Raw genomic sequence first — 26,214 nt, forward strand, 5'->3', positions numbered from 1 at the left:
ACTCCGCGTCGGGACGCTCCCGCGCGAGCTGCACCGCCGCCAGGACGATGCGCTCGACCCGGCGCGCAGCTCGCGAGCGCTTCCGTGAACAGCCGCGCAATATCCCTGAAAGCGCTTGCGCAGGAGATGGCCGTCGGTCATGATCCATGACAGCGCTTTCACGCCGCCGTGAACGCCTCGAGGAAGTACGAAGGAGTGCCCACGTTGTCGAAGTCCACCCGGTCCCCCCTCCGACGGGCGCTGCTCGGTTGCACCGCAGCCGCCGGCGCGCTGTCGCTCGCGCTCTCCGGCGCGTCGCTGGTCGCGTCCCCCGCATCCGCATCCGCCGCGACCAGTCGCGTGGCCGTCGACTTCGGCACCAGCACCGGCGCCTTCCGCGGCGGCGCGACGGGAACGCTGTACGGGCTCGGCGACGACGGCTCCCCGTCGCCCGCCGTCCTCGCCGGCGCCCACGTCACGAACACGTCGCAGAAGCCGCCGCAGGGCACCCAGCACCCCAACGGCGACGCGCTCGATGTCGAGCGGGGCTTCTTCGCCGCCGGCGGCCAGGACCTGTACGTCTACCTGCAGGACGAGTACCCCGACTGGGCCTACAACGGCGGCACGCGCCCCGGTGACGCGAACGGCGACGGCGAGTGGGACTACCTGCCCCTCCTCCGCAAGGCCGTGGAGGCGGTGGCCACGAAGTCCGAGCACCCCGAGAAGTACGTGTTCATCCCGTTCAACGAGCCCGACGGCGGCAACTGGTACCCCGACTGGGCGAACCAGAAGCCGCAGTTCCTCGCCGACTGGTCCGCGGCGTACGACGCGATCCAGCAGATCTACGCGGCCCACGGCCTCGGCAAGGCGAGGATCGGCGGGCCCGGAGACTCGGTCTGGCGCGCCGATCGCAGCCGCGACCTGCTCGCCTACGCCAAGCAGAGGTCCGAGCTCCCCGACGTCTTCATCTGGCACGAGCTCGGGACCCAGAACCTCGCCACCTTCCGCGGGCACGACGACCAGTACCGCGGGATCCTCCGCGACCTCGGCCTGCCGGACATCCCCGTCGACATCACCGAGTACGGCATGCTCCGCGACATGGGCGTGCCCGGACAGCTCGTCCAGTGGCTCTCGATGTTCGAGGACCGCAAGGTCGACGCCCAGACCGCCTACTGGAACTACGCCGGGAACCTTTCCGACAACTCCGCCCGCAGCAACGGCGCCAACGGCGGCTGGTGGATGTTCAAGTGGTACGGCGACCTCGCCGGCAGCCGCACCGTGAAGGTCACTCCCCCGCAGGCCGACGTCGCCGACACGGTGCAGGCGATCGGCGCGCGCGACGACGCCGACGGCAAGGCGACCGTGCTCGTCGGCGGCGGATCGTCCGACATCGGCCTCGACCTGACCGGCCTGGATCCGGCGACCTTCGGCACGAGCGTCGACGTCGTCGTCCGCGCCGCGCGGCTGAACGGCGCGGAGGGCCTCTCCGGGCAGCCCCCGGTCGTCCTCTCGACGCGCGCCTCGCTCACCTCCGGGGCGACCACCCTCACCATCCCGAACAGCGACCGGTACTCCGCCTACGAGGTGCAGATCACCAAGCCGCTCGCCCAGCGGCCCGCCGTGGACACCTCGCTCGTCAGCAGCGTGGAGGCGGAGTCCACCGCACTCCACGACGCCACCGTCCAGGCGCAGGATCCCACGCGCGAGTGGTCCTTCATGGCCTCCGGCGGGAGCGACGTCGGCGGGTTCGACCAGGTCGGATCCTCCGCCACGTGGAACGTCACGGTGCCCCGTGACGGCACCTACCGCCTGTCCGTGCTCGCCGGCGCCGGCCAGGCCCCCGGACAGCACGCGCTCTTCGTGGACGGCGCCTTCGGCCAGCTCGTGAAGTACTCGGCCGACCTGTCCTCCACGTACCGGGGCAGCACCGACGTCCTCGTCCCGCTCCGCGCCGGGACCCACTCGCTCTCGCTCCGGGCGAGCCGCGACGGGACGACGAGGCTCCCGGGGAGCGGCGTCACGCTGGACCGCTTCGAGCTGCGCGACGCCACCGACGGCGAGCCCACGACGTACCCCGCGACCGAGGCCCGCCTCGCGTCCGGCGCCCGTCTCGTGTACCAGCAGCCCCGCGCCGCGGCGGACGGCGGTGCGCGGCTCGGCGGATCGGCCTCGGCCTCGTTCTTCGTCTCGGCGGCCGAGAACGGCTACCACGACGTCGCCGTGCGGTACACGACCGACGGCGCCTCCTCGCTCGGGTTGAAGGTCGGCGACCGGTCGGTGCCCGCGGGCGGCGTCTCCGGGGCCGGCGCGTGGAGCACCACGGTCCGCGTGTGGCTGACCCAGGGCGTGAACGAGATCGGCGTCTCCTCGGCGATGGGGGCGACCGTCACGGACGTCACGACCACGCGCGGCTCCAGCCAGCGGGCCGCGGACACCGCGCCGGGGAACGCCGTCCGCGTCGAGGCCGAGCAGCTCGCCCGAGCCGGCGCCACGGCGGTCCGCACCCTCCCGGCGTCGAGCGGGTCGAACGGCTCGGCCGACGCGCAGGGCGCGGTCGGCGTCCTGGGCAGCCTGGGCGGCGGAGCGGGCAACACCGCGACGATGACCCGGCCGTCCGGGCTGGGGGCGGGCGACTACGTCCTCACCCTCTCCGCGGCCAACGCCGACAAGACGGCAGCGATCAACTACAACCCGCAGGTGATCAGCCGCTTCGTCGACGTCTCCGAGGCCGGCGGAGCCCGATCCCGGGTGACCGTCCGGCACGACTACTCCTGGAGCAGCTTCTGGGACTACGCGCAGCCGATCACCCTCACCACGGCGGGCGGTGCGCTGACCCTCGGCAACGCGAGCGCCTACGCCCCCGACATCGACACCGTCACGCTCGCCAAGCAGGTCGTCGGCACGCCCGTCACCACCGCCCGCTGACGCCCGCGCCGGCCGGCGACCGCGAGGCCGCCGGCCGGCTCCCCTCCCGTCACGCGGGACGAAAGGACCCCCATGACCCTCGACCCCCTCCTGCTCCCCCGGGACGACCGGACGACGTCGCTCCCGTCCGGCGAGATCCTCTGGAGCACCCCCGGCCTCACCCTCGAGCTCGCGCACGGGGACGCGCCCGTCCGCCTCGTGGGCGCCCGAGCCGCCGGGGTCGAGGTGCGCATCCCCGGGGCCATCCCGGTGACGGACGTCCTCGCCGCCGGCCACGGGCGCACCCTCGTCGGATCCCGCCTCGTGCAGTCGCGACTCGGCGCGACCCTCCGGCTCGCCGATGCGCGCACCGCGCCGGACGGCGGCCTGGACCTCGTCTCCGACTCCCCCGACGGGATCCGGAGCACCCTCCGCCTCCGCGCCGCGGGGCACGCGGCGTTCAGCGCGTCCACCACGATCGAGAACACGGGAGACGCGCCGCTCACCCTCCACTCCGTCAGCTCCTGGGCCCACGCCCTCGGATCCCGGGACGGGTCGCTCCCGACGGCCGACGCGTGGTCGCTCCTCCAGGGCCGCAGCGACTGGCTGGGCGAAGGGCGATGGACGACGACCCGCCTGCGCGACGACCTGCCCGCCATCCACCAGGACCTGACCGGCCACACGCCGCGAGCGGCCGTCCGGCGCACCGCGCATGGCACCTGGTCGACCGGGGGCGCGCTCCCCCTCGGCGGCGCCGTCTCCGCGGCGAGCGGGATGACGTGGCTGTGGCAGGTCGAGAACAACGGGCCATGGCGCTGGGAGGTGGGCGAGCACGTCGACGACGTGTTCGTCGCCCTCTCCGGCCCCACCGACGTCGACCACCAGTGGCAGCAGCCGCTCGCTCCCGGGGAGGCCTTCACGACCGTGCCGGTCACCATCGCCCTCGGGGCCGACCTCGACGCGGCCGCCGCCGCGCTGACGCGCCACCGTCGCGCGACGCGGCGAGCGCATCCGGACGACGCGCGCCCGGCCATCGTCTTCAACGACTACATGAACACCCTGGACGGCGATCCGACGACCGAGAAGCTGCTCCCGCTCGTCGACGCGGCTGCGACCGTGGGAGCCGAGGTGTTCTGCATCGACGCCGGCTGGTACGACGACGGAGGCGACTGGTGGCCGAGCGTCGGCGCCTGGCAGCCGTCGCGCGTCCGGTTCGCGGGCGGCCTCGCCGAGGTCACCGACCGGATCCGCTCCCACGGCATGGTGCCGGGGCTCTGGCTCGAGCCGGAGTCCGTCGGGGTCCGGAGCCCCGTCGCCTCGTCCCTCCCCCACGACGCGTTCCTCCAGCGCGCGGGCCGACGGATCCAGGAGCAGGAGCGGCTGCACCTCGACCTCCGCCACCCCGCGGCGCGTGCCCACCTCGACGAGGTCGTCGACCGCCTGGTGCGCGACCTCGGCGTCGGCTACCTCAAGCTCGACTACAACATCGACGCCGGGGCCGGGACCGACGTCGACGCCCCCAGCGCCGGCGCGGGGCTGCTCGGCCACTCCCGCGCCGTGCTGACCTGGCTCGACGGCGTCCTCGACCGCCACCCCGACCTCGTCCTGGAGGCCTGCTCCTCCGGGGCCATGCGCGCCGACCCGGCGATCCTGTCCCGCGTCCAGTCGCAGTCCACCTCCGACCAGCAGGACTTCCTGCTGTACCCGCCCATCGCGGCGGCGGCCCCCCTGTCGATGCTCCCCGAGCAGGCGGCGAGCTGGGCCTACCCCCAGCCGTCGATGACGGAGGAGGAGTCGGCCTTCTGCCTCGTGACGAGCCTGCTCGGCCGCTACTTCCTGTCCGGCTACCTCAACCGGATGGACGGCCGGCAGCTGGACCTCGTCCGCGCGGCCGTCTCGGCCGCGCGGTCCCTCCGTCCCGAGCTCGTCGACGCCGTGCCCTCCTGGCCCACCGGGCTGCCCGGATGGGAGGACCGGTTCGTCAGCACGGCGCTCTCCACCGATCGCGTCACCCTCGTCTCGGTCTGGGACCGCGGGGACGCGGACGGGGAGCAGGCGCTCGCCTTCCCGGCGCTCCGGGGCCGGGAGGTCGACGTCGACGTCGTCTTCCCGCGGCGGCTGGCCCGGTGGTCCACCCGGTGGGACGCCGCGACCGGCACGCTCACCGTCCGCTCCCCCGCCGGCTCCGTCGGTGCCCGCACGTTCTCCCTCACCTCCCCCTCCCCGCACCACCCCATCTCGAAGGACGACCGATGAAGCTCACCTGGAAGACCGGCGCGACGGCACTCGCCCTCACCGCCGCCCTCGCGCTCACCGCGTGCACCGATCCCGGAGCCGGAGGCCCCGCCGCCGGACCCGTGACCTGGCCGGCCCAGGACGCCGACCTGACCGGCACGACCCTCACCATCTGGGCTGCCCAGAACAGCACGAAGACCCCCGACAGCGTCGTCGCGGGCTTCGAGGCGGCGACCGGCGCCAAGGTCGAGGTGCAGACCATCCCCGACCCCTACGAACAGGGGGTCCAGACCAAGGTCGCGACCGGCGACGAGCCCGACCTCGCCTTCTGGCAGCCCACCGCGTCGAGCCTCACGGCGCTGAACGCGAAGCAGAAGCTCCAGCCCCTCGACGGCGCCCCGTGGCTCGGCTCGTACGCCGCGGACTACGCCGACATCACCGGCCTGCTCGACGACACGCGCTACGCCGCGCTCATCACGACCCCCGCCGTCGAGGGCGTCTACTACAACAAGCAGGTCCTGGCCGATGCCGGCATCACCACGACCCCGACCGGCTGGGACGAGTTCCTCGCCGACGCACGCGAGCTCAAGGCCAGGGGCGTCACGCCCTTCTTCGAGATGGGCGGCGACAAGTGGGCCACGCAGTGGTGGGTCTCCGTCGCCCTCGCCGACGCGGCGAAGGGCGGCCTCTGGGACCGCGTCGACTCCGGGAAGGAGAAGTTCACCGACCCCACCATCCAGGGAGCCATCGACGGATACCAGGGGCTCGTCGACGAGGGCCTGTTCAACTCCGACATCCGGACGGCCACATTCGAGGACCAGGGCGATGCCCTCCTGTCCGGCCGCTCCGCCATGGTCATGCAGGTGAACAGCTTCTTCACGCAGCTCCAGGCGAAGGCCGACACCGCCGAGCTGGACCAGAAGATCGGCTTCTTCCCCATCTCCCCCACGGGCAACGTCGCCACCTTCATCCCCGACCAGAGCAACGCGCTCGTCGCGTTCCGCACCGGCGACGCGAAGCGGGAGGCCGCCGCGCGCCAGTTCCTCTCCTACTGGATGGGCGAGGGCTACCCCGCCTTCGTCCAGGACCAGTCGACCGTTCCGGTCCTCACGGGGGTGGACACCCCGTCCGACGTGCCCGAGGCGCTCCGGGCCGCGGCCGCGTCCGTCCCCGATGCCGTGGGATCCATGCAGGTGCTCGCCATCGCCAATCCGGACCTCTACCTCGACCTCGCCGACATGCTGCAGGGGACGATGACGCCCCAGCAGGTCGCGGAGACCACCCAGCGGCAGTTCGCCGAGCTCGCCAAGGCGCAGGGCGCGACGGGCTTCTGATCCCGCCCGCCCCTCCCGCACGTCCCGACGCGACGGCCGAGCGCCGCCCTGACCCCCGCATCCTCGAGGAGCCCCCATGACCGCATCGCCGACCGCACTCCACGCCCCGACCGCGCGCCCATCGGCCACCCCTCCCCCCGCCGCCGGGCGGCGCGGCGGGACGACCCGGCGCCAGTCCCACGACCATCCCGCGTGGTTCCTCATCCCCGCCCTCGTCGTGCTCGTGGTGTTCTTCCTCATCCCGACCGTCTCCGACTTCGTCTACGCGTTCACGGACTGGTCGGGCTTCAAGTCGAGCATCGCGTTCGTCGGCACGGACAACTTCGCCTCCCTGCTCGCCGACGGCAGCCTCATCGGCGGCCTCCGGATCACGCTCGTGTACGCCGTCCTCGTGGCCGTCTTCCAGAACCTCTTCGGGCTCGTGCTCGCCCTCGTCCTGGAGGCGGACACGCGCGTGAACCGCATGGCGCGCGTCGCGTTCTTCGTCCCCGTCGTCATGTCCGCCCTGGCCGTCGGCTACGTCTTCCAGGCGCTCCTCAAGCCCGACGGCGCCCTGAACGCGATCCTCGGCGCCGTCACCGGCACCGAGGTCACGACCGCGTGGCTCGGCAGCACCACCTGGACCATCGTCGTCGTCGCCCTGATCCACGCGTGGAAGTGGATGGGCCTCTCGATGCTCATCTACCTCGCCGGCCTCAAGACCATCAGCGGCGACGTCCTCGAGGCGGCCCGCCTCGACGGCGCGGGCTGGTGGGCCACCTTCCGCACCATCCGCTTCCCCCTCCTCGCGCCCGCGGTCACGTTCAACGTCGCGACCTCGCTGCTCGGCTCCATGAACGGCTTCGACGTGGTGCAGGCCACCACGGAGGGCGGCCCGGGCGGGACCACGGAGCTCCTCAACATCTTCATCTTCCGCACCTTCGGGCAGGGGCTCTTCGCCCAGGCCACGACGATGAGCCTCGCGCTCTTCCTCCTGGTCGCGGTGCTCGCCTTCCCGGTCATCCGCATCCTGCGCAAGAGAGAGGACGTGCTCTCGTGAGCGTCCCCACCGCCACCTCCCCGATCCACGGAGCCCCGGCCGAGCCGCGGGCGTCCTCGGCAGCCGGTCGTCCGGGCGCGGACGCTCCGCGACGGCGGGTCGCCCGGCGGCCTCGACGTCGCCTCCTGCAGCCCCTCGCGGCGATCGCCCTCGTCGTCATCCTGCTGGGCATCCCGTTCTGGATGGTCGTCGTCACCGCCGGCAAGGACCAGGCCGAGGCGCTGCGACCGGACCTCGCACCGCCTTCCCGATGGCAGCTGCTCGAGAACGTCGCGACCGTCTTCACCGACGGCCGCATGCTCCCGGCCTTCCTCGGCAGCCTGCTCGTGATGGTGCCCTCGGTGCTCGGGGTGCTGCTCATCGGATCCATGGCCTCGTGGGTCCTCGCCCGCCGCTCGAGCCGCGTGATGGCGGTGGTCTACGCCCTGGCCATCAGCGGCATCGTGCTCCCGCCGGCCGTCGTCACGATCGTGCTGCTGCTGCGCCAGATCGGGCTCGCCGGCACGCCCGAGGGCATGATCGGCGTGTACATGGGCATGTACCTCTCGACCGTCGTCTTCTTCGTCACCGGATTCGTCCGCACGATCCCGGTCGAGCTGGAGGAGGCGGCCCGCGTCGACGGCGCCGGACCCGTGCGCGTGTTCGTCCGCATCGTCCTGCCGCTGCTCGGTCCGACCCTCGCCACCGCGACGATCCTCATCTGCCTGTACGTCTGGAACGACGTCTTCTACGCGCTGTTCGTGGTCGGCGGGCGCCTCGACACCCTGCCGCTCAACCTCTTCCAGGTCGCCTCGAGCGGGCTCTACCTGCAGAACTGGCACCTGATCTTCGCCTACGTCATCGTGATGAGCCTGCCGCTGCTCGTCACCTTCATGGTCATGCAGCGCAAGATCATCTCGGGCATCACCAGTGGCGCCGTCAAGTGACCGCCGCGGTCGTCCCGCCATATGGTGAGGGGATCATGCCCACCGTCCCCGCCGGCCGACCCGCCAACCTCGACGACGTCGCCCGCGTGGCCGGCGTCTCCGCGCCCACCGTGTCCCGGGTGATCACCGGTGCCGCGCGCGTGAGCGCCGAGAAGACGGAGCGGGTGCGGAAGGCGATCCAGGAGCTCGGCTACCGCCCGAACCCGGCAGCCCGCGCCCTGGCCAACGGGCGGTCCCGGGTCATCGCCGTGCTGTCCGGCGGCACGTCGCGCTACGGCTACGCCGAGACCCTCCGCGGGATCGAGGTGAGCGCCCGCGCATCCGGGTACCTGGTGAGCATCACGGTCATCGACTCGGTGGACCCGGAGGAGGTCGGCACGGCGGTCGACTTCGCGCTCCAGCAGGCGGTCGCCGGCGTCGTCGTCCTGAAGTTCGACCCCCAGGGCGTCGCCGCCCTCGCCGCCGTCCCGTCGTCATTGCCCATCGTCGCCATCTCCGGCGAGATCGCCGCGGCCGTCCCGCAGGCCGTCATCGACGAGGCCGCGGGCTCCGCGGCGCTCACCCGCCACCTGCTCGAGCTCGGGCACCGCACCGTCCACTACGTCCGCGTGCCCCCGTCCGGCAAGGAGGACGGCCGCACGACCGGGTGGCGGCGCACCCTCGCGGAGAGCGGCATCGAGGAGCCGACGATCCACGACGCCACGTGGGAGCCGGCGTCCGGCCGCGCGATCGGTCGCCGGCTCGCCCACGAGGACGTGACGGCCGTCCTGTGCGGCAACGACGAGATCGCCATGGGCGTCATCCGCGGCCTCGCCGACGAGGGCCGCGCCGTCCCCGCGGACGTCAGCGTCGCGGGATTCGACGACCACCCCATCGCCCCGCTCTTCTCGCCCGCCCTCACGACCGCCCGCCAGGACTTCGCCGCCCTCGGCACCCGCGCCTTCGGGCAGCTGGAGTCCCTGATGGCGGGAGAGCCGACCGAGCCGCTCACCACGGACGAGGCCGTCGTCGTCGTGCGCGAGAGCACGGGGCCGGCCCCGCGGCGTCGCTAGCGCTCGACGTCGAGCGGGACAGGCACCGCCGTGGCGGGAACGGACCGCGCTCCGTGCCGCGTCACGACCGGGTCGACAGCACCTCGCGCGCGACCTCGACGAGCTCCGCCGGCTCGACGGGATCCGCCGTCGCCGCGAGCTCGTCGAGCGCGAACCAGCGGTGCGCGTGGATGTCGTCGAACTCGTCGGGCATCCAGTTGTCCGACACGGGCGCGAACGCGTCGACGCGCACCAGGTAGAAGGTCGAGTGACCGACGTCGAGCGCGCCGTCGATGCGGCGGCGCGCGTAGTCGTGCTCCCAGACGGGCTCGCCGACGGACCCGACGCGGAGACCCGTCTCCTCGAACAGCTCGCGGCGCGCGGCCTCGGCGGGCGTCTCGCCCGGGTCGATCCCGCCGCCCGGCGTCAGCCAGCGCGGCGGCAGGTCCACGTCCGCCGAGTAGTTCGTGAGGAACAGCAGAAGCCGGTCGCGCTCGTCGACCAGCAGGATCCGCGCGGTGTCGCGGACGTGCCGCACGACGTCGTCGGCGGTCATCGAGCGTCGCCGGCGACCGGGAGGTGCCGGTCCCACCACTCGAGGATCGCCTCGAACCGCTGCACGCGGTGCCGCGGCCGGCCCGAACGGCTCAGCTCGTGGTCCTCGCCCGGGAAGACGAGCATCTCGGTCTCGACGCCCGCGCGCACGAGCGCCAGGTGGTACCGCTCGGCCTGCGACAGCGGGCAGCGCAGGTCGTCCTCGGAGTGGACGACGAGCGTCGGCGTGCGCACCTGGTGCGCGAACGCCTGCGGGCTCTGCCTGCGGCGCGTCTCCTCCTCGTGGCCCGTGTACTCCTCGCCGAAGAACGTCCCGATGTCGCTCGTGCCGGTGAACAGCTCCGGGTCGAGGAAGCCGCGCTCGACGATGGCGCCCTGGAAGCGGTGATCGTGCGCGATCGTCCACGCCGTGAGGTAGCCGCCGTAGGAGCCGCCCATGATGCCGGCGCGGGACCCGTCGATGGACTCGTGCACCGCGATCGCGCCGTCCAGGAAGTCGAGCACGTCGTGCATGTCGACCGTGCCCATGCGCTCCTTGATGACCCGGCCGTGCGCCTGGCCGTAGCCGGCGGCGCCCCGCGGGTTGCAGAGCAGTACCGCGTAGCCGGCGTCGGCGTAGACCTGCGCCTCGTCGAAGAGGTGCACCCCGTAGGCGGCGTAGGGACCACCGTGGATCACGAGGAGGACCGGGTGCGGCCCCTGCCCCTCCGGCAGGACGACCCAGCCGTGCACCGGGTAGCCGTCACGCCCCTCGACCACGAGCTCGTGCAGCGGGCGGATCCCCGTCTCGCGCAGCGGCGCGGAGAAGTCGGTGAGCCGGACGAGCGCGGATCCCGCCTCGGGCGCGCGGTCGGTGCGCACGAGCGCGAGGTCGCCGTGCGTGCGCGGATCGGTGAGGGCGACCACGACGGCCCCTCCCCCGATGCCGACGCCGGTGATCTCCACCTGGTCGTCGACGAGCGCCTCGGTGGCGCCGTCCGCGGAGACGCGCAGCAGCTGCACGGTGCCACGCGATCCGTTGAGGACGAGGACGGCGTCGCGGTCCTCGACCGTGATGCCGCCGCCGAGGTCGACGGTCTCGGCATCGGTGAGGATGCGCGGCGCGGTGTCCCCCTCGTCGAGCACGTAGAGCGCGGTGTTCCGCGCGACGAAGTCGACGCCCGACTCCCCCAGGTCCTGCGCGAGCAGGTAGATCCGACCGCCAGCGACGGAGGCGACCTCGGCGACGCCGAGCCCGGCCTCGTGCGAGACCAGGGTGCGCACCTCCGGCACGCCGCTCGGCGCGGCACCGCGAGGAGGGACGGGGACGGCATAGGCGCCGGCCAGCAGGTCGCCGTCCCGGCCCTCGTGGCGGGAGGCGACGAACAGCACCTCGGAGCCGTCGGCGGAGAAGCGCGGCGCGTCGTGGTCGACGGGCTCGTCGGTGAGGCGGACGACCGGACCGACGCCCGCCCGCTCGGCTGCAGACGGCTTCGCGTCGGACCCGTCCCCGCGCACCGCGGGGTCCGCGGCATCGGGGTAGCCGGACGGGACGGCGGCCACGAACGGCTCCGCGTCCAGCGCCGGCAGGTCGACGAGGGAGAGCTGCGTGTGCCGGTCCGTCGACCAGCCCAGCCCGTTGGCGAGGTACTTGGTGGTGGTGATCCGGCGGGCGGGCTCGGCCGCGGGCGACACGCCCTCGACGCTCCCGTACCGACCGGGCGCGGCCACGCGGGAGGCGTAGACGATGCGCGAGCCGTCGGGCGACCAGTCGAACGCGCCGACCTCGAGGAGCTCGTCCGTGAGGGCGACCGGCTCGCCGCCCGTGGCCCGGACGACGTGCAGCTGCGGCGGCCCCTTCGGCTCGGCGCGGAGGAACGCGATGACGCCGCCGTCCGGCGAGAGGCGCGGCGAGGTGTCGCGGAATCCGCGGGTGATGCGGCGCGGGGGCGCGGATCCGTCCGTCGTCACCTCCCACAGCTGCCCCGTGTACGCGTCGGCGTGCACCCGCGGGCGCGTCACCGAGACGACGGCGACGCGGCCGTCGGGCGAGACGGCGGGGCGGGAGACGGAGGTGAGGAGGTCGAGATCCGTGGTCTTCATCGGATCGAGCCTAGCCCCGGGGCATCCCCCGGCCACGGGTCACTCGGGGCGGAAGCTGCTCGTGTCGCCGACGAGGCGGAGGTGGTCGGCGGGGATCGGTTCGACGACCGCACGCGCGACCTCGGCCGCGAACTGCGAGACGTTGTAGAGGCCGCCGGACGCCTCCTTGCGCTCCTGGATGGCCTCGGGGTTCATGCGGCTGAGGAGCGTCGCGGTGATGGTCCCCTCGATCATGTCGCCGGAGACGATGACGAATCCGATGCCCCGCTCGTCGAGCTCCGGGATGAGCTCACGCAGGGCGTCCTCCCCCGCGCGCTTGCTGCGCGCGACGGCCTCGTACTCGGGCATCGTCTCGGTGGTGCGGATGAAGTGGGCCTGGTGGCTGGTGACGAAGACGACCCGGCCGCCCTCGGACAGCAGCGGCAGAGCGCTGCGCAGGACGTTCAGCTGCGCGTCGCGGTTGAGGGTCATGGCGTAGTCCTCGGCCATGCCGCTCTCCATGCCGCCGGACGCGTTCAGGACGAGCACGTCGAGTCCGCCGAGCTCGGCGCGGACGGTCTCCATGAGGCGGTCGACGGACTCGGGATCCGTGAGGTCCGCCCCGACCGCGATGGCCTTCGTGCCGCCCTCGACCAGCTTCGCGACGAGCTTCTCCGCCCGCGCGGCCTTGTTGCGGTAGTTGACGACGACGTCGGCGCCCGCCTCGGCGAGGTACGCGACCGTGTCGGCGCCGATGCCGCGGGAGGAGCCGGTGACGAGCGCGCGGCGGCCGCGGAGCTCGTCGGGGGCGAAGGGGCGGATCTCGTCGACGGTGCTCACAGCGGTACTCCTCCAGGGGTGCGCGCCGATGCGCGCGACGGGTCGTCCGGCGAGGGACGGGCGGGACGGGCCGCGCGGGTGGGACACACGCGGACGACCAGGAGAGCCTATCGCCCGCCGTCCGGGCGGTGGGCTAGGTTCGGGGCATCCGGTCCACGGAGCGAGGGAGCAGCGGTGACGGCCCTCCTCGACGACCACGCGTGGATCGTCTGGCTCGCGCTCATCGTCACGGCGGTCGTCGTGGAGATGCGGCGGATGGACCTGATGGGGCTCTGCGGCGGCGTCGCGGCGCTGGTGGCCCTGCTGTCCGGCCTCGTCGGCGCTCCCTGGTGGCTGCAGGCGCTCGTGGCCGTCGTGGTGGCGGTCGCCCTGCTGCGGCTGGCACGCCCGGCCCTGCTCCGCGCTCTCCCGGTCGAGGGGCCCCGAGCGGGCGACGACCCCGGAGCGGGCGACCCGTCGGCCGTGCCCGCCGACGACGACCGACCCGCGTGAGACCCCGCGCGTGGTTCTCCGGCGACGTGCCCCGCGTGCTCGCCCACCGCGGATGGACCGGATCGGGCGCCGTGGAGAACACGCTCGACGCCTTCCGCGCGGCGTGGGAGCTCGGCGTCACCCACCTCGAGACCGACGTGCGCGTCACGGCGGACGGCGTGTGCGTCCTCTGGCACGACGCCGACCTCCGGCGCCTGACGGGCCGCCGAGCACGTGTCCGGGACGTCACGCTCGCGGAGCTGCGCGCGATCGACCTCGGATCCGGCGCGCGCGTCGCCACCCTCGGGGAGCTGCTCGCGGCCCTGCCCGACGCGCGGCTGAACGTCGACGTCAAGGGTCGGGACGCCCCGGCGGCCGCCGCCCGGGCGATCCGCGACGCCCACGCCGTCGAGCGCGTGCTCGTCACGTCGTTCTCGGGCTCCCGGCGGCGGCGCGCGCTGGCCCTCCTCCCCGGCGCGGCCACGTCCGCGGACGCGGGTCGCCTCGTCCTCGCGGTCCTCGGCGCGCGGCTCGCGCTCGCACCGGTGGTCCGCGTGGCCCTCCACGGCGTCGACGCCGTCCAGATGCCCTGTCGGGTGCTCGGGATCCGCACCGTCTCCCCCGCGATGGTCGCGCGGCTCGCCCGCGCCGTCCGCGAGGTCCACGTCTGGACGGTGGACGACCCCGACGAGATGATCCGCCTGGTCAGGGCGGGGATCCACGGCGTCGTGACTGACCGGCCCGATCTCGCGCTCGCCGCCATCGGCGGCAGGGACTGGGATTCGCCTGGGAACCGGGAGTCCTGAGAAAGGATCCTCACAGCCGCACGGTTTACAACGGGGAGTGCATCGCGAGAGGAGACCACCATGGCAGATCGCAGCTTGCGCGGGATGCGGCTCGGGTCCACGAGCCTGCAGAGCGAGGAGGGCGTCAGCTTCTCCCCCCGGCAGAGGAAGACGTACCGCACCACCGACGGCACCACGTTCGAGGTCGTGTTCTCGGCCGACGCCGAGGTCCCCGAGGTGTGGGAGTCGCCGAAGAGCGGCCTCGAGGGACGCCTCCTCGACGCCGAGGGCGCGCCCGTCGCCCACGACGAGGTCGAGGCGAAGGTCCCCCGGAGCCACTGGGACATGCTGCTCGAGCGCCGGACGCGCGCCGAGCTGGAGGAGCTCCTCGAGGAGCGCCTCGCCACCCTCCGCGCGCGGCGCGGTCAGCACCGCATCGGCGCCTGACCCGACCCCTCCGCTCGCGAACCGCACGACCAGGAGCACCCCTCGGCAGCGCCGGGGGGTGCTCCTCTGCGTGCGGGTGGTGGCCGGTCAGCGGGCGGCGCGGCGGCCGCGGCGCCCGAGCGCGATGCCCGCCACCGCCAGTGCTCCGAGGCCGAGCCCGGACACGAGCCACTCGATGTCGCGCCCGACGAGGATCGCCGGGGTGACGACGTCGGCGGTCGGCACGTCGACCACCATCGACCCGGCGGTGAACCACGGCAGCCGGTCGAGGTCGCGGCCGTCGGGTCCGACGATCGCGCTGGTCCCGACGGTCGAGATGTTGACGACGCTGCGGCCGGTCTCGAGCGCGCGCATCCGGGCGATCGCCAGCTGCTGCACGCTCTCGTCCGTGCGACCGAAGTCGGCGTTGTTGGACTGGGCGAGGATGAGGCCGGCGCCCTCGTGGACCATGTCGGTCGTCAGCTGGTCGTCGACGATGTCGAAGCAGATGGCGATCCCGGCCGTCACCCCGGCGACGTCCATCACCTGGTCCGTGGTGCCCGGCGTGTACTCGCGCTGGATGAGGCCGATGAGGTCGGGGGCGAACGGCTCCCAGAACGCGCGGTCGGGCACGTACTCGCCGAACGGGACGGGGTGCTTCTTGTCGTAGTGGTCGGTCGCCCCTCCCCCCGTCCACACGAGCGACTCGTTGTAGTAGCGGCCGTCGCGCTCGGTGACGGTGCCCACGACGAGCGGGGCGCCGAGCCGCGCGACCACGCGGTCGAGCGCCGCGGCGGAGCCCGGGTCGCGCAGCGGATCCGCGTCGGCCGCGTTCTCGGGCCAGACCACCATGTCGACGCCGGCGTCCGCGGGGATCTCCGCGGTCGCGGCGAGGTGCGCGCGGAGGATGTCGCCGTAGCGCGCGCCGTCGAAGTACCCGGCCTTCGCGTTCCCCTGCACGGCGGCGACGCGCGTGCTCCCCGTCGTCGTCACGGGGAACGCGGGCACGACGAGCACGAGGGCGACGGCGATCCCCGCGACGAGCGCGCGGGACCCTCGCCGCACGCGCTCCTCCGCCGCGAGCTCCAGGAGCAGGGCCACGAGCAGGACGAGCAGGAACGACAGGCCGGAGACGCCGAGCCAGGTCACGAGGTGCGCGAACGGGCTCTCCGACTGGGACAGCGACACCCGACCCCATGCGAATCCGCCGTAGGGCCAGACCGCGGAGATCGCCTCGCGCGCGGTCCAGAGCCCCGCGACCGCCACCGGCAGGAGGATCACGCGCCCGGCGACCGTGGGGAACGCGCGCGGGATCCAGCGGGTCGCCGTCGCGATGGCGACCGCCCCGACGGCGACGAACAGCGATTCCAGGGCCGACAGCGCGATCCACGGCACGGGCCCCAGGTACAGCGACGCCCACTCGATGTGGGTGAGGTAGAACGCCAGCCCGGCCACGAGACCGATGAGGAACGCCGGCCCCGCCCGCCGGCCCCGCAGCGCGAGCAGCACGAGCGCGATCCCCGGGAAGACGAGCGGCCACAGCCCGCGGTCGGGGAACGCGGCGTCCAGGACGGGCCCGGACGCGGCGGCCGCCAGGAGCGCGCCCCACAGCGGCAGCGGCGGACGGATCGGCTCCGCGTCCGCGAGCGCGATCAGGGGCGCGGGGACGCGCCGCTCCCGCCGGGGAGCCCGGTCGAGCGCGGTCACACCGACGAGTACGCGACGATGCCGCGCCGGATGCTGTCGAGCGCCGTGCGGGCGTTCCGGGACACGGGGCCGTCGGCCACGATCGAGAGCTGGTCGAGCAGGTCGATCGTCTGCTTCGTCCAGCGCACGAAGTCGCCGGCCGCGAGGTCGGCCTCGTCGAGCACGGCGTCGAGGCTGCCGCCGCGCGCCCAGCGGTGCATCGGCGCGCAGAGGCCGGTCGAGAGCGGATCCGTCGTCGGCAGGCGGCGCTCGCGCTCCACGTCGTCGAGACGTGACCAGATCTCCTCCGTGCGCTCGAGCGCCGCGCGGAATGCGCCGCGCGGGAGGTTGCGGTCGTTGCGGTCGCCCTCGTCCCGGCGCGGCTGGTAGACCAGCGAGGCGGCCATGGCGGCGAGGGCGGCGGGATCGAGGTCCACCCACACCTGCGTGCGCAGGCACTCCGCGATGAGGAGGTCGCGGTCGCCGTAGATGCGCTTGAGCATCCGTCCGTTGGGCGTCGGCGCGACCTGGCCGTCCGTGGCGCGCTTGAGGTAGCCGAGCGACAGCAGCAGCTCGGTGACGCGGTCGAAGACCTTGGCCACCGCGTTGGTGCGGGTGCGGATCTGCTGGCCGAGCGCATCCGTCTGCCGCTTGAGGCGCCACCAGCGCTCCGCCCAGCGTGCGTGCGACTCGCGGTCCTTGCAGGCGTGGCAGGGGTGCGCCTTCATCCGACGGCGGAGGTCGGTCAGCTGGCGCTGCCGCTTGTCCCGCTCGCCGTGCTGGCCCGGCTGCTGCATGTCGGCGCGGGCCGCGGTGGCGCGCTCCAGGTCGCTGAGCTCGCGACGGAGGCCGGAGTACTCGCGGAAGTCGCCGAGGTGGCAGACCATGGCCTTCTCGTAGCCGGCCAGCGACTCCTCCTGCGTCCGGACCTTGCGCGCGAGGTCGACGACCGCGCGGTCGGCCTGGAACTGGGCGAACGACGACTCGAGCACCTCGCGCGTGCGCTCCCGGCCGAACTGGTCGATGAGGTTCACGGCCATGTTGTAGGTGGGCCGGAAGCTCGAGTTGAGGGGGTAGGTGCGACGGGACGCGAGCGAGGCGACGGCCTGCGGATCCAGCCCGTCCTTCCACTGGATGACCGCGTGGCCCTCGACGTCGATGCCGCGCCGGCCCGCGCGACCGGTCAGCTGCGTGTACTCCCCCGGCGTGAGCGGCACGCGCGCCTCGCCGTTGAACTTCTCCAGCTGCTCCAGCACGACCGTGCGGGCGGGCATGTTGATCCCGAGCGCGAGCGTCTCCGTGGCGAAGACGGCCTTCACGAGCTTGCGCTGGAACAGCTCCTCGACGACCTCCTTGAAGGCGGGGAGCATGCCGGCGTGGTGGGCGGCGACGCCCCGCTCGAGGCCCTCGAGCCACTCCCAGTAGCCGAGGACGGCGAGGTCCTCGTCGCGCAGGGTGCGGCAGCGCTCCTCCACGACGGCGCGGATCTCGTCGCGCTCGTGCGCGTGCGTGAGCCGGACGCCCGCTCGCAGCACCTGCTTCACGGCGGCGTCGCAGCCCGCGCGGCTGAAGATGAAGAAGATGGCCGGGAGCAGGTTCCGCTCCTCGAGGAGGGCGACCACCTCGGGCCGGTCCATGCGGCCGCGGTCCCACGGACCGGGTGCACGCCTGCCGGATCCGCCGCCCGCGCCGGTGCGGCCTCGCGCGTGCCCCTGGCCGCCGCGCACGCGCACGGCCTCGCGTCCGCCGCCATGCGTCATGCGCACCAGCTCGGGGTTGACGCGGTGCGTCGCGGCGAGGCCCGACGAGTCGAAGAGGTCGACCATGCGGTGCCGCACGATCACATGCTGCTCGAGGGGCACGGGCCGCTCCTCCGAGACGATCACGTCCGTCTCGCCGCGCACGGCCTGCAACCAGTCGCCGAACTCCTCGGCGTTGGACACGGTGGCGCTCAGCGAGATCATCCGCACGGTCTGCGGGAGGTGGATGATGACCTCCTCCCACACGGCGCCGCGGAAGCGGTCGGCCAGGTAGTGCACCTCGTCCATGATCACGAAGGCGAGGTCGCGGAGCAGGTCGGAGTCGGCGTAGAGCATGTTGCGCAGCACCTCGGTCGTCATGACGACGATGCGCGCGCGGCTGTTGACGTTGGTGTCGCCCGTGAGGAGGCCCACCTCGTCGGGGCCGTACTCGGCCACGAGCTCCGCGTACTTCTGGTTGCTGAGCGCCTTCATCGGGGCCGTGTAGAAGATCTTGGCGCTCGGCCGCTGCATCGCGAGGTACACCGCGAACTCCGCCACGATCGTCTTCCCGGCGCCCGTCGGCGCCGCCACGAGCACGCTGCGCCCGTTCTCGAGCGACTCGGCGGCGGCGCGCTGGAAGGGGTCGAGATCGAAGCGCAGTCCGCTCGCGAAGGACTCGAGGAGCGGCAGGCTGCGGCGGCTGCGGGAGGCCGCGTAGCGTTCCGCGGGCGAGAGCTGGTCTGTCACGATGCCGCCATCCTAGGCTCCGGATCCGGGCGCCGGCCGGGCGCGGACGCGACGACGCCCGCCCCTCGCGGGACGGGCGTCGTGGTCGGCTCGGGTCAGGACAGCAGGTCGTCCGTCATCGCCGCGGCCTTGCGCGCGCGCCGCCGGTCGTTGAGCAGCGAGATGCCCGCGGCCACCAGGTACAGCACCGTCATCGGCACGGCCAGCAGGAACATCGACATGACGTCGGCGGCCGGCGTGGCGATGGCGCAGAACAGGATGATGAGCAGGATGGCGATGCGCCACGACTTGATGATCGTCGCGCCGCTCAGGATCCCCATGAAGTTGAACAGCACGAGGAACACCGGCAGCACGAACGCGATGCCCACCGCGAAGACGAGCTTGAGCACGAAGTCGAAGTACTCGCGGGCCGTGATGAAGGACGAGTCGCCGGCGCCCGCGAACTGCGTGAGCAGCGCGACGATGTGCGGCAGCACGAACCACCCGGCAGCGCAGCCCGCGAGGAACAGCGGCACGGCGGAGAAGAAGAAGCCGAACGTGTAGCGGCGCTCGGTCTTCGTGAGGCCGGGGACCAGGAACGCGAACACCTGGTACAGCCATACGGGGCTCGAGATGATGAGGCCCACATAGAGCGCGATCTGCAGGCGCAGGTCGAAGGCGGAGGTGATGGTGGGGAAGTTGAGGCTGGCGTTGCGCCCCTGCTCCGCGTTGATGGTCTCGATCGGCTGGCGGAGCGCCTCCAGGACGAACGAGGAGAGGATCCAGCCCACGACCATCGCGAGGATGATGGCCACGCCCGCGATGAACAGCCGCTTCTTGAGCTCCAGCAGGTGCTGGACGAGGGACATGCGTCCCTCCGCGTCGCGCTTCTTCTGGCGGGGACGCTCGGTGGTGCTCACGGATCAGGCGCGGGGGCGGGAGTCCCCGCCGTCGCGCGGGGAGTCGTAGCGCGGGGCGTCGTAGCGAGGCTCGTCGACGCGGGACTCGCCGGGGCGCACGTAGTCGCGCGGGGCGGCGTCGCGGGGACGGTCGCGGTCGTCCGCTCGGTAGCGGTCGTCGTCGCGGCGCCGGTCCTCGTCGCGGAGGTCGTCGCGGCGATCCGTGCCGCTCTCCTCCTTCATGGTCTTCACCTCGCCCTTGAAGATGCGCATGGACTGGCCGACGCTCTTGGCGAGGGCGGGCAGCTTCGTGGAACCGAAGAGCAGCACGATGACGACGAGGATGATGACGAGGTGCCATCCGGTCAGGTTTCCGAGCATGTGGTTCACGTTCCTTCAGGTCGGGGGCCGGACAGTCGTTGTCGGGATCCGAGACGAGTCTACCGTCGGGACCCGCCAGGACACCCTGCGCGGCATTGCGGTTCACCCGGAGTTCCGCTGGGCGGACCACTGGTCCGCGGGGCGTCGTCCCGATGCCGGGTCTTCGGAGCCCGGTCGAGCGCCGCTCGGTGCCGCGGCTCAGTCGGCGTCGTCGTAGGCGGCCTCGGCGCGCTCGGCCCACTCGGTCACGGCGGCCCGCGCCTCAGGTGGCGATGTGACGACCACGACGCCCGCCATGCCCGCCACCAGGCGCACGAGCCCCTGGTAGTGGGCGACGCGGACGGTGACCGCGACGCGGCCCGGCCGTCCCGCGAGGGGCTCCGGCCGCTCGTCCCCGACGAAGTCCCCCAGGAGCGGCAGCGCCGACTCCTGGACCTCGAGGGTCACGCGCAGGTCGTCGGGGCTCGGCTCGAAGAGGGTGTCGCCGAGCACCACGTCCTGCGGCCGGTGCTCCGGCGGGAGGTCGGTGACGACGAGCTCGTCGAGGCGGTCGAGGCGGAACGTGCGGACGGCCCCGCGGGCCAGGTCCCAGCCGCGCAGGTACCAGTCCTCGTCCATCGACTCCAGGCGGAGCGGATCCACGACGCGGCGTTCCGTGCCGCCTCGGGGGCTGCGGTAGTCGAACTCGACGCGCCGCTCGTCCGCGATGGCGCGACGCAGGTCGTCGCGGGTGCCGTCGCCCGCCCCAGCCGCGACGGCGACCTGGCTGGGGCTCGCCGAGGAACCGCGCGCCAGCTTCGCCATGAGCTGGCCGACGAGGTCGAGATCGCTCGCGTCCGCCTGGGAGGAGACGTACTGGAGCCCGGCGATCAGCGCCGCCGCCTCCCGGGCGGAGAAGCGCGGGGAGTCGTCGATGGCCACCATGTGGGTGATGACGATCTGGTCGTTGTCCTCGAAGTCGTCCCACGCGATGTCGAACAGGTCGCCGTGCTGGTACGAGGCGGTGGATCCGGGGACGCCCGACACGGCGATGAGGCGCACGGCCTGGCGGATCTGCTCGGGCGGCACCCGGAAGTGCGCGGCCGCCTGGCTGACGCTGACGCGTCCATGGTCGGTGAGGTACGGCACGAGCGCCAGCAGGAACGCCAGCTTGTCCTGCGCCTGGAGCGGCGCGGCGCGGTCGGTCATGATGCGTCCTCCCGGTGTACGGCGACGGTCTCCGCGAGGCGGGCGCGCACGGCGTCCCGCAGCCGAGGTGGCGCGATCACCCGGGCCTCCGGGCCGAAGCCCGCGACCTCGTCGGCGAAGAGGTTCGTGTCGGAGTAGTGCACGCGGAGGCGCCCGTCGCCGAGGTCCTCCGTCCCGCGGCGGCGACGGAGGCGGATCTCCGCGTCGGATCCGGGAGCCACCACGACCTCCCCCACGCCGTTCGCCCACACGCGATCGAGGTCGGCGAGGGCACGCTCGGCGTGGTCCTCCCCCACGGGCACGAAGGCGCGGCTCGTCACGCGCACGCGGTCGACGATGCGGGAGAGCAGGAACGTGCGCGGGCCGTCGGCGTCCTGGTCGATGCCGTGCAGGTGCCAGCGGCCCTGGTGCTGCACGAGCGCGAGGGGCGCGACCGTGCGGATCCGGGCGGTCCGCTCCCCCGGCTTGAGGTAGCCGAAGGAGACGAGGACGTGCCGCTCCAGCGCGACGCTCAACGGCGCGAACGCCGCCTCGCGCGTCCGCAGCCGGGGGGCGTATCCGATGACCGGGTCGTCGGACTCCACGCCGAGCGAGCGCAGCTTGATGAGCGCGCGCCGCGACTCCCCCGAGAGGGATCCCTCGCGCCACACCATGGCCGCGAGGTTGAGGAGCGTGGTCTCCTCCGGCGTGAACGACAGGTCGGCCGGCAGCTCGTAGGCACCGCGCGGGATCCGATAGCGCAGGAGCTGGTTGTTGCCCTCCTGGCCCGGCGCCTCCACCGTCTCCAGCGGGACGCCGAGGTCGCGGATGTCGTCCTTGTCGCGCTCGAACTGGCGCTCGAGGTTGGCGTTGTCGCCGCCGGCGCGGTAGCGCTGCCGATACCCCTGGACGCTCGAGAGGACCTCGTTCTTGGTCAGTCCCTGCTCGGTGGCGAGCAGGGCCAGCACGAGGCTGAACAGGCGCTCCTCGACGGGCACGGTCGATCGGCGGGATGTCTCGGGCACGCGGTGGTCCTCACGTCGGTGCAGCCCCCGGCCGGTGGCGATGCGTCGTTACTTGGTGGTGCTCGTCCCGAGGATATCCACCACGTAGACGAGGGTGGATCCCGCGGGCACCTTGGCCGAGCCCTGGTCGCCGAAGCCGTCGCCCGGAGGGACGACCGCGATGACCTGGTCGCCGACGTGCTTGCCGACGAGGGCCTTCGCGAGACCGGGCGTCACGACCAGCGCGGTGGCCGCACCCGTGGAGGGTCCGGTCGTCGTGGCGGTGGCGGGGACCTGCAGGGGGCCGCCGCCGGTCCAGCTGGATCCGAACACGGCCTGCTTCTCGGCCGACGTGCTCGTCCCCCACACGACGCCGGTGTACTGGAGCGTGACCGTGTCGCCGTCGCCGACCTCGGCCCCGTCTCCTGCGCGGAGCAGCGCGTCGCGGTACTCGGTGGGCGGCGTGCTCGGCGGGATGGTGATGCCCGGGATGCCGTCGTCCGTCGTGACGACGGACGGGAAGCCGGCCTGGGCGGGCTGCGGCTCGCCGGTCGCCCTCTCCGGGAAGGAGGACGTGATGTCGACGATGAGGACCAGGCCGTCGGTGGCGTCGAGGCCCTGCGCCGACAGGTCCTGGCCGGGGAACACCGTGGACACGGGCACGGTGACCGCGAGACGCGAGCCGACGGGCATGCACGTCATCGCGTCCTCGAGGTACGGCAGCGACTCGTGCAGCGAGGCCGGGGTGAACAGCGGCGAGCCGGAGGTGCGCGCGTTGGGCGCGATGCGCGCGTAGGCCGCGAGGTCCTTCCCGGTCTTGCCGTCGACGATCGATGCCGCGGCCGTGATGCCCTGGTGCGGCTGCACGGGCGCCCCGTCGCCCTCCACGAGGGTGGAGACCTCGACGCCCGAGGGCTTGAGCGGCGTGGGGAACGAGACCGACGCGGGCGCGCTGCCGACGTCGCCCGTGGCGGTGACCGTGCTCGACGACGAGCCGGCCTGGGCGAGGGGCGTGCAGCCCGCCGCCGCACCGGATCCGGAGCCGGAGGGGCTGCAGGCGGCGAGCGTCAGGACGAGTCCTGCGCAGACGGTGAGCGCGGCGGAACGGCGCACGTGACTCCTCTTTCGATGGTGGGGGCGGCCGGCACGCACCCGCGTGATCGGCCCTGTCATCCTAGGCGGTGGGGTCGCCGGGCTCCGGCGCATCGGCCGCGTCGTCGGGGACGACCGCGTCGGACGCCGCCGCCTGGTCCCGGGCGCCCGCGAGCTGGGCGCCGTGCTCCGCGATGCGGACGCGCTTGCGCAGGACCTTGTCGCTCACCCGGCGCTCCCCGAGCGAACCGGGGGTCCAGGCCTCCATGTCCTCGTCGCTGAAGTCGGACTTGGACGCGCGGCGCTTGAGCTGCGGCAGGACGGATCCCGGCGCCAGGCGGCGGGCCGTGATGAGGAACCCGGTGTGCCCGATCATGCGGTGCTCGGGACGCACCGCGAGGCCCTCGACGTGCCAGCCGCGGATCATGGTCTCGCTCGCGTCGGGGTTCGTGAAGAGCCCGGAGTCGCGGAGCGCCTCGGCGACGCGCGAGAGCTGCGTGACCGTGGCGACGTAGCAGAGCAGGACGCCGCCGGGCGTGAGCGCCCCCGCGACGGCGTCGACGCACTCCCAGGGCGCGAGCATGTCGAGCACCACGCGGTCGACGGAATGCGGCTCGGTGACGGTCGGCAGCGCCTCCGCCAGGTCGCCCAGGGTGATGGACCAGTTCTCCGGGCTGTGGCCGAAGTAGCTCGAGACGTTGCCGCGCGCGACGTCCGCGAACTCCTCGCGGCGCTCGAAGGAGAGCAGCGTGCCGGTCGGCCCGAGCGCCCGCAGCAGCCACATCGAGAGGGCCCCGGATCCGACGCCCGCCTCCACGACGGTGGCGCCGGGGAAGACATCGGCCAGGCCGAGGATCTGCGCGGCGTCCTTCGGGTAGATGATCGCGGCGCCGCGCGGCATCGACATGACGACGTCCGAGAGGAGCGGCCGGAGCGCGAGGCACTCGATGCCCGCGCTGTTCGTCACGACGCTGCCGTCGGGGAGGCCGATGAGGTCGTCATGGTCGATCATGCCGCGGTGGGTGTGGAACACCTTGCCCGGCTCGAGCAGGATCGTGTTGAGGCGGCCCTTGGGGCCGGTGAGCTGCACGCGGTCGCCCGCGCGGAACGGGCCGCTGAAGCGCGCGGCTGCGGTGTCGACGGTCATGCGCGCACCTCGTCGCGGATCGCGGCCGCGGCTCGGCGGTCGGCGTGCGCGGCCTCGAGGTCGGCGAGCGTGCGGCCGGCGAGGGTGTCCCAGAGCACGTAGGCGTCGTGGGCGGGCAGCGGCACGTGGTGCGGCACTGCGACGACGGTGGCGCCGGATGCCACGGCGGAGGCGACGCCGGGCACGGAGTCCTCGATGGCCACGCAGTCGCGGATGTCGACGCCCAGCAGGTCGGCGGCCGCGAGGTACGCCTCGGGGTGCGGCTTGCTGCGGGCGACGTCGTCGCCGGCGACGACGTGGTCGAACGCGTCGAACGGCACGGCCTCGGCGACCTGGCGGGCCATCCGGCCGATGCTCATGGTGACGAGCGCGGTGGGGACGCCGGCCTCGCGGATCCCCCGGAGGAGCTCCCGGGCACCCGGGCGCCACGGCACCTCCACGAGGATCTGCTCCATCACGCGGTCGCTCAGCCGGTCGATGATCTCCGCGGCGGGCAGGTCCACTCCCGCCTCCTGGAGGATGCGCGCCGAGTCGTCGAGCCCGTTGCCGACGAGCCGGAGCCCGTCCTCGTGCGTCCACGTGCCGCCGAAGGAGCCGACCAGCGCCTCCTCCGCCACCATCCAGTAGGGCTCCGTGTCCACGATGGTGCCGTCCATGTCCCAGAGGACGGCCGCGGGTCTGTTGCTGATCACGGGGAGCGAGTCTACCGGCGGGGCGGTGCGTCCTAGGATCGTACGATGACCGCCGGCCGGGCGGCCACAGGGCGAGACGGAACGGGAGTCACGTGGCGGATGCCGAGAGGTTCGTGAGCGGACGGCTGCTGGTCGTCGCCTTCGAGGGGTGGAACGACGCGGGCGAGGCCGCCAGCGGAGCGGTCCGGGCGCTGAAGGACCTCCTCGACCTCGAGGCCGTGTCGTCGGTGGATCCGGAGGACTACTTCGACTTCCAGTTCAACCGGCCCACCATCGGCTTCGCGGAGGACGGCACCCGCGAGCTCGAGTGGCCCGGCGCCACGCTCTACGGCCCGAAGGACCCGCGCCCACCCGCCCAGGACCTGGCCGCCGACGCGCAGCTCGGCGTGAGCGGCGACAACGGCGGCAGCATCCACCTCCTGCTCGGCGTCGAGCCGTCCAGGCACTGGACGGCGTTCACCGCCGAGGTGCTCGACGCGGCGCGCGCCGCCGGCGTCGAGGGCGTCGTGCTGCTCGGCGCGCTGCTCGCCGACGTGCCGCACACGCGCCCCATCTCCGTCTACTCCACGAGCGAGAACGCCGCCGTGCGCACCGAGCTCGGCATCGAGCGGAGCACGTACGAGGGCCCCGTCGGGATCCTCAGCATCATCGCCCAGCGCGCCGAGGAGATGGGCATGCCCACGGTGTCGCTCTGGGCTTCCGTGCCGCACTACGTGCACAGCGCGCCGTCGCCCAAGGCCACCCTCGCGCTCATCGACAAGCTGGAGGAGATGGTCGACGTGGTGATCCCGCGCGGCGAGCTCATCGAGGAGGCGGCCACGTGGGAGACGGGCATCGACCAGCTCGCGGGCGAGGACGAGGACATGGCGTCCTACATCCAGCAGCTCGAGCAGGCGCGCGACACGGTCGACTCCCCCGAGGCGAGCGGCGAGGCCATCGCGCAGGAGTTCGAGAAGTACCTCCGCCGCGGAGACGGGCCGCGCGGGCGCGGCGACGACCGGCCCGAGGAGCCGTGGCGGCCGAAGGACCCGAAGGACCCGAAGGACCCCAAGGACCAGTAGCCCCGATGGCCGACCGGCGCCGGAGGGCCGG

Annotated in this window: 22 protein-coding genes; 10 read left to right on the top strand and 12 right to left on the bottom strand. The window is 73.2% G+C overall.

Going from position 1 to position 26,214, the window contains the following annotated elements; translation table 11 throughout:
• Positions 1 to 195: 195 nt before the first annotated feature.
• From ITJ40_RS08555 to ITJ40_RS08580, 6 genes are all read left to right on the top strand, one after another.
• Positions 196 to 2,904: a CBM35 domain-containing protein gene (locus ITJ40_RS08555; RefSeq protein ID WP_370532017.1), complete on the top strand. Its 2,709-nt coding sequence runs from the start codon at positions 196 to 198 to the stop codon at positions 2,902 to 2,904.
• 72 nt (positions 2,905 to 2,976) lie between these two features.
• Entirely contained in the window at positions 2,977 to 5,139 is a 2,163-nt protein-coding gene (locus tag ITJ40_RS08560; protein WP_194666623.1) for a glycoside hydrolase family 36 protein, read from the top strand.
• Positions 5,136 to 6,452, top strand: coding sequence for an ABC transporter substrate-binding protein (locus ITJ40_RS08565; RefSeq protein WP_194666624.1), 1,317 nt, complete (start codon positions 5,136 to 5,138; stop codon positions 6,450 to 6,452). Before ITJ40_RS08560 ends, ITJ40_RS08565 begins: the two co-directional genes overlap by 4 nt.
• A gap of 76 nt (positions 6,453 to 6,528) precedes the next feature.
• Positions 6,529 to 7,491 (top strand): carbohydrate ABC transporter permease, encoded by a 963-nt coding sequence (locus ITJ40_RS08570; RefSeq protein WP_194666625.1) that lies wholly within the window; start codon positions 6,529 to 6,531, stop codon positions 7,489 to 7,491.
• Entirely contained in the window at positions 7,488 to 8,417 is a 930-nt protein-coding gene (locus ITJ40_RS08575; RefSeq protein ID WP_370532018.1) for a carbohydrate ABC transporter permease, read from the top strand. The genes ITJ40_RS08570 and ITJ40_RS08575 overlap by 4 nt, the downstream gene beginning before the upstream one ends.
• Before the next feature lie 35 nt (positions 8,418 to 8,452).
• Positions 8,453 to 9,469, top strand: coding sequence for a LacI family DNA-binding transcriptional regulator (locus ITJ40_RS08580; RefSeq protein ID WP_194666626.1), 1,017 nt, complete (start codon positions 8,453 to 8,455; stop codon positions 9,467 to 9,469).
• Positions 9,470 to 9,530: 61 nt separating this feature from the next.
• Here ITJ40_RS08580 and ITJ40_RS08585 read toward each other — a convergent pair whose 3' ends face one another.
• Genes ITJ40_RS08585 through ITJ40_RS08595 form a run of 3 tightly spaced genes read right to left on the bottom strand, consistent with a single transcriptional unit; the run spans position 9,531 to position 12,904 of the window.
• Positions 9,531 to 10,004, bottom strand: coding sequence for an NUDIX hydrolase (locus ITJ40_RS08585; RefSeq protein ID WP_194666627.1), 474 nt, complete (start codon positions 10,002 to 10,004; stop codon positions 9,531 to 9,533).
• Entirely contained in the window at positions 10,001 to 12,085 is a 2,085-nt protein-coding gene (locus ITJ40_RS08590) for a S9 family peptidase (protein ID WP_194666628.1), read from the bottom strand. The genes ITJ40_RS08585 and ITJ40_RS08590 overlap by 4 nt, the downstream gene beginning before the upstream one ends.
• Before the next feature lie 39 nt (positions 12,086 to 12,124).
• Positions 12,125 to 12,904: an SDR family oxidoreductase gene (locus tag ITJ40_RS08595; protein ID WP_194666629.1), complete on the bottom strand. Its 780-nt coding sequence runs from the start codon at positions 12,902 to 12,904 to the stop codon at positions 12,125 to 12,127.
• Between the two features lie 174 nt (positions 12,905 to 13,078).
• Between ITJ40_RS08595 and ITJ40_RS17435 the strand changes: the two genes are divergently transcribed.
• Genes ITJ40_RS17435 through ITJ40_RS08610 form a run of 3 tightly spaced genes read left to right on the top strand, consistent with a single transcriptional unit; the run spans position 13,079 to position 14,607 of the window.
• Positions 13,079 to 13,396 (top strand): hypothetical protein, encoded by a 318-nt coding sequence (locus ITJ40_RS17435; RefSeq protein WP_194666630.1) that lies wholly within the window; start codon positions 13,079 to 13,081, stop codon positions 13,394 to 13,396.
• Complete coding sequence (locus ITJ40_RS08605) at positions 13,393 to 14,181, top strand: glycerophosphodiester phosphodiesterase family protein (protein ID WP_194666631.1); 789 nt, start codon at positions 13,393 to 13,395, stop codon at positions 14,179 to 14,181. Before ITJ40_RS17435 ends, ITJ40_RS08605 begins: the two co-directional genes overlap by 4 nt.
• A gap of 60 nt (positions 14,182 to 14,241) precedes the next feature.
• On the top strand, positions 14,242 to 14,607 hold the full coding sequence (locus ITJ40_RS08610) for an RNA polymerase-binding protein RbpA (RefSeq protein ID WP_012038371.1): 366 nt from the start codon (positions 14,242 to 14,244) through the stop codon (positions 14,605 to 14,607).
• 87 nt (positions 14,608 to 14,694) lie between these two features.
• Here the strand turns inward: ITJ40_RS08610 and lnt are convergent, their stop codons facing one another.
• From lnt to ITJ40_RS08655, 9 genes are all read right to left on the bottom strand, one after another.
• Positions 14,695 to 16,293: an apolipoprotein N-acyltransferase gene (gene lnt / locus ITJ40_RS08615; protein WP_370532019.1), complete on the bottom strand. Its 1,599-nt coding sequence runs from the start codon at positions 16,291 to 16,293 to the stop codon at positions 14,695 to 14,697.
• Positions 16,290 to 18,761, bottom strand: coding sequence for a DEAD/DEAH box helicase (locus ITJ40_RS08620; RefSeq protein ID WP_194666632.1), 2,472 nt, complete (start codon positions 18,759 to 18,761; stop codon positions 16,290 to 16,292). The genes lnt and ITJ40_RS08620 overlap by 4 nt, the downstream gene beginning before the upstream one ends.
• A gap of 95 nt (positions 18,762 to 18,856) precedes the next feature.
• On the bottom strand, positions 18,857 to 19,609 hold the full coding sequence (gene tatC, locus ITJ40_RS08625) for a twin-arginine translocase subunit TatC (RefSeq protein WP_194666985.1): 753 nt from the start codon (positions 19,607 to 19,609) through the stop codon (positions 18,857 to 18,859).
• 54 nt (positions 19,610 to 19,663) lie between these two features.
• Positions 19,664 to 20,020, bottom strand: a complete 357-nt coding sequence (gene tatA, locus ITJ40_RS08630) for a Sec-independent protein translocase subunit TatA (protein WP_194666633.1) — start codon at positions 20,018 to 20,020, stop codon at positions 19,664 to 19,666.
• Positions 20,021 to 20,218: 198 nt separating this feature from the next.
• A complete protein-coding gene (locus ITJ40_RS08635; protein WP_194666634.1) occupies positions 20,219 to 21,208 on the bottom strand; it encodes a YafY family protein in 990 nt (329 codons plus the stop codon).
• Positions 21,205 to 22,212, bottom strand: a complete 1,008-nt coding sequence (locus ITJ40_RS08640; protein WP_194666635.1) for a WYL domain-containing protein — start codon at positions 22,210 to 22,212, stop codon at positions 21,205 to 21,207. The genes ITJ40_RS08635 and ITJ40_RS08640 overlap by 4 nt, the downstream gene beginning before the upstream one ends.
• Positions 22,213 to 22,260: 48 nt before the next feature.
• Complete coding sequence (locus tag ITJ40_RS08645) at positions 22,261 to 23,304, bottom strand: FKBP-type peptidyl-prolyl cis-trans isomerase (RefSeq protein WP_194666636.1); 1,044 nt, start codon at positions 23,302 to 23,304, stop codon at positions 22,261 to 22,263.
• Positions 23,305 to 23,365: 61 nt separating this feature from the next.
• A complete protein-coding gene (locus ITJ40_RS08650) occupies positions 23,366 to 24,430 on the bottom strand; it encodes a tRNA (adenine-N1)-methyltransferase (RefSeq protein ID WP_194666637.1) in 1,065 nt (354 codons plus the stop codon).
• Positions 24,427 to 25,122, bottom strand: coding sequence for an HAD family phosphatase (locus ITJ40_RS08655; RefSeq protein ID WP_194666638.1), 696 nt, complete (start codon positions 25,120 to 25,122; stop codon positions 24,427 to 24,429). The genes ITJ40_RS08650 and ITJ40_RS08655 overlap by 4 nt, the downstream gene beginning before the upstream one ends.
• Positions 25,123 to 25,214: 92 nt before the next feature.
• Between ITJ40_RS08655 and ITJ40_RS08660 the strand changes: the two genes are divergently transcribed.
• On the top strand, positions 25,215 to 26,183 hold the full coding sequence (locus ITJ40_RS08660) for a PAC2 family protein (RefSeq protein ID WP_194666639.1): 969 nt from the start codon (positions 25,215 to 25,217) through the stop codon (positions 26,181 to 26,183).
• Positions 26,184 to 26,214 lie beyond the last annotated feature (31 nt).

The sequence above is a fragment of the Clavibacter sp. VKM Ac-2872 genome (genome assembly GCF_015351105.1).
In the GTDB taxonomy this organism is placed as follows: Bacteria; Actinomycetota; Actinomycetes; order Actinomycetales; family Microbacteriaceae; genus Clavibacter.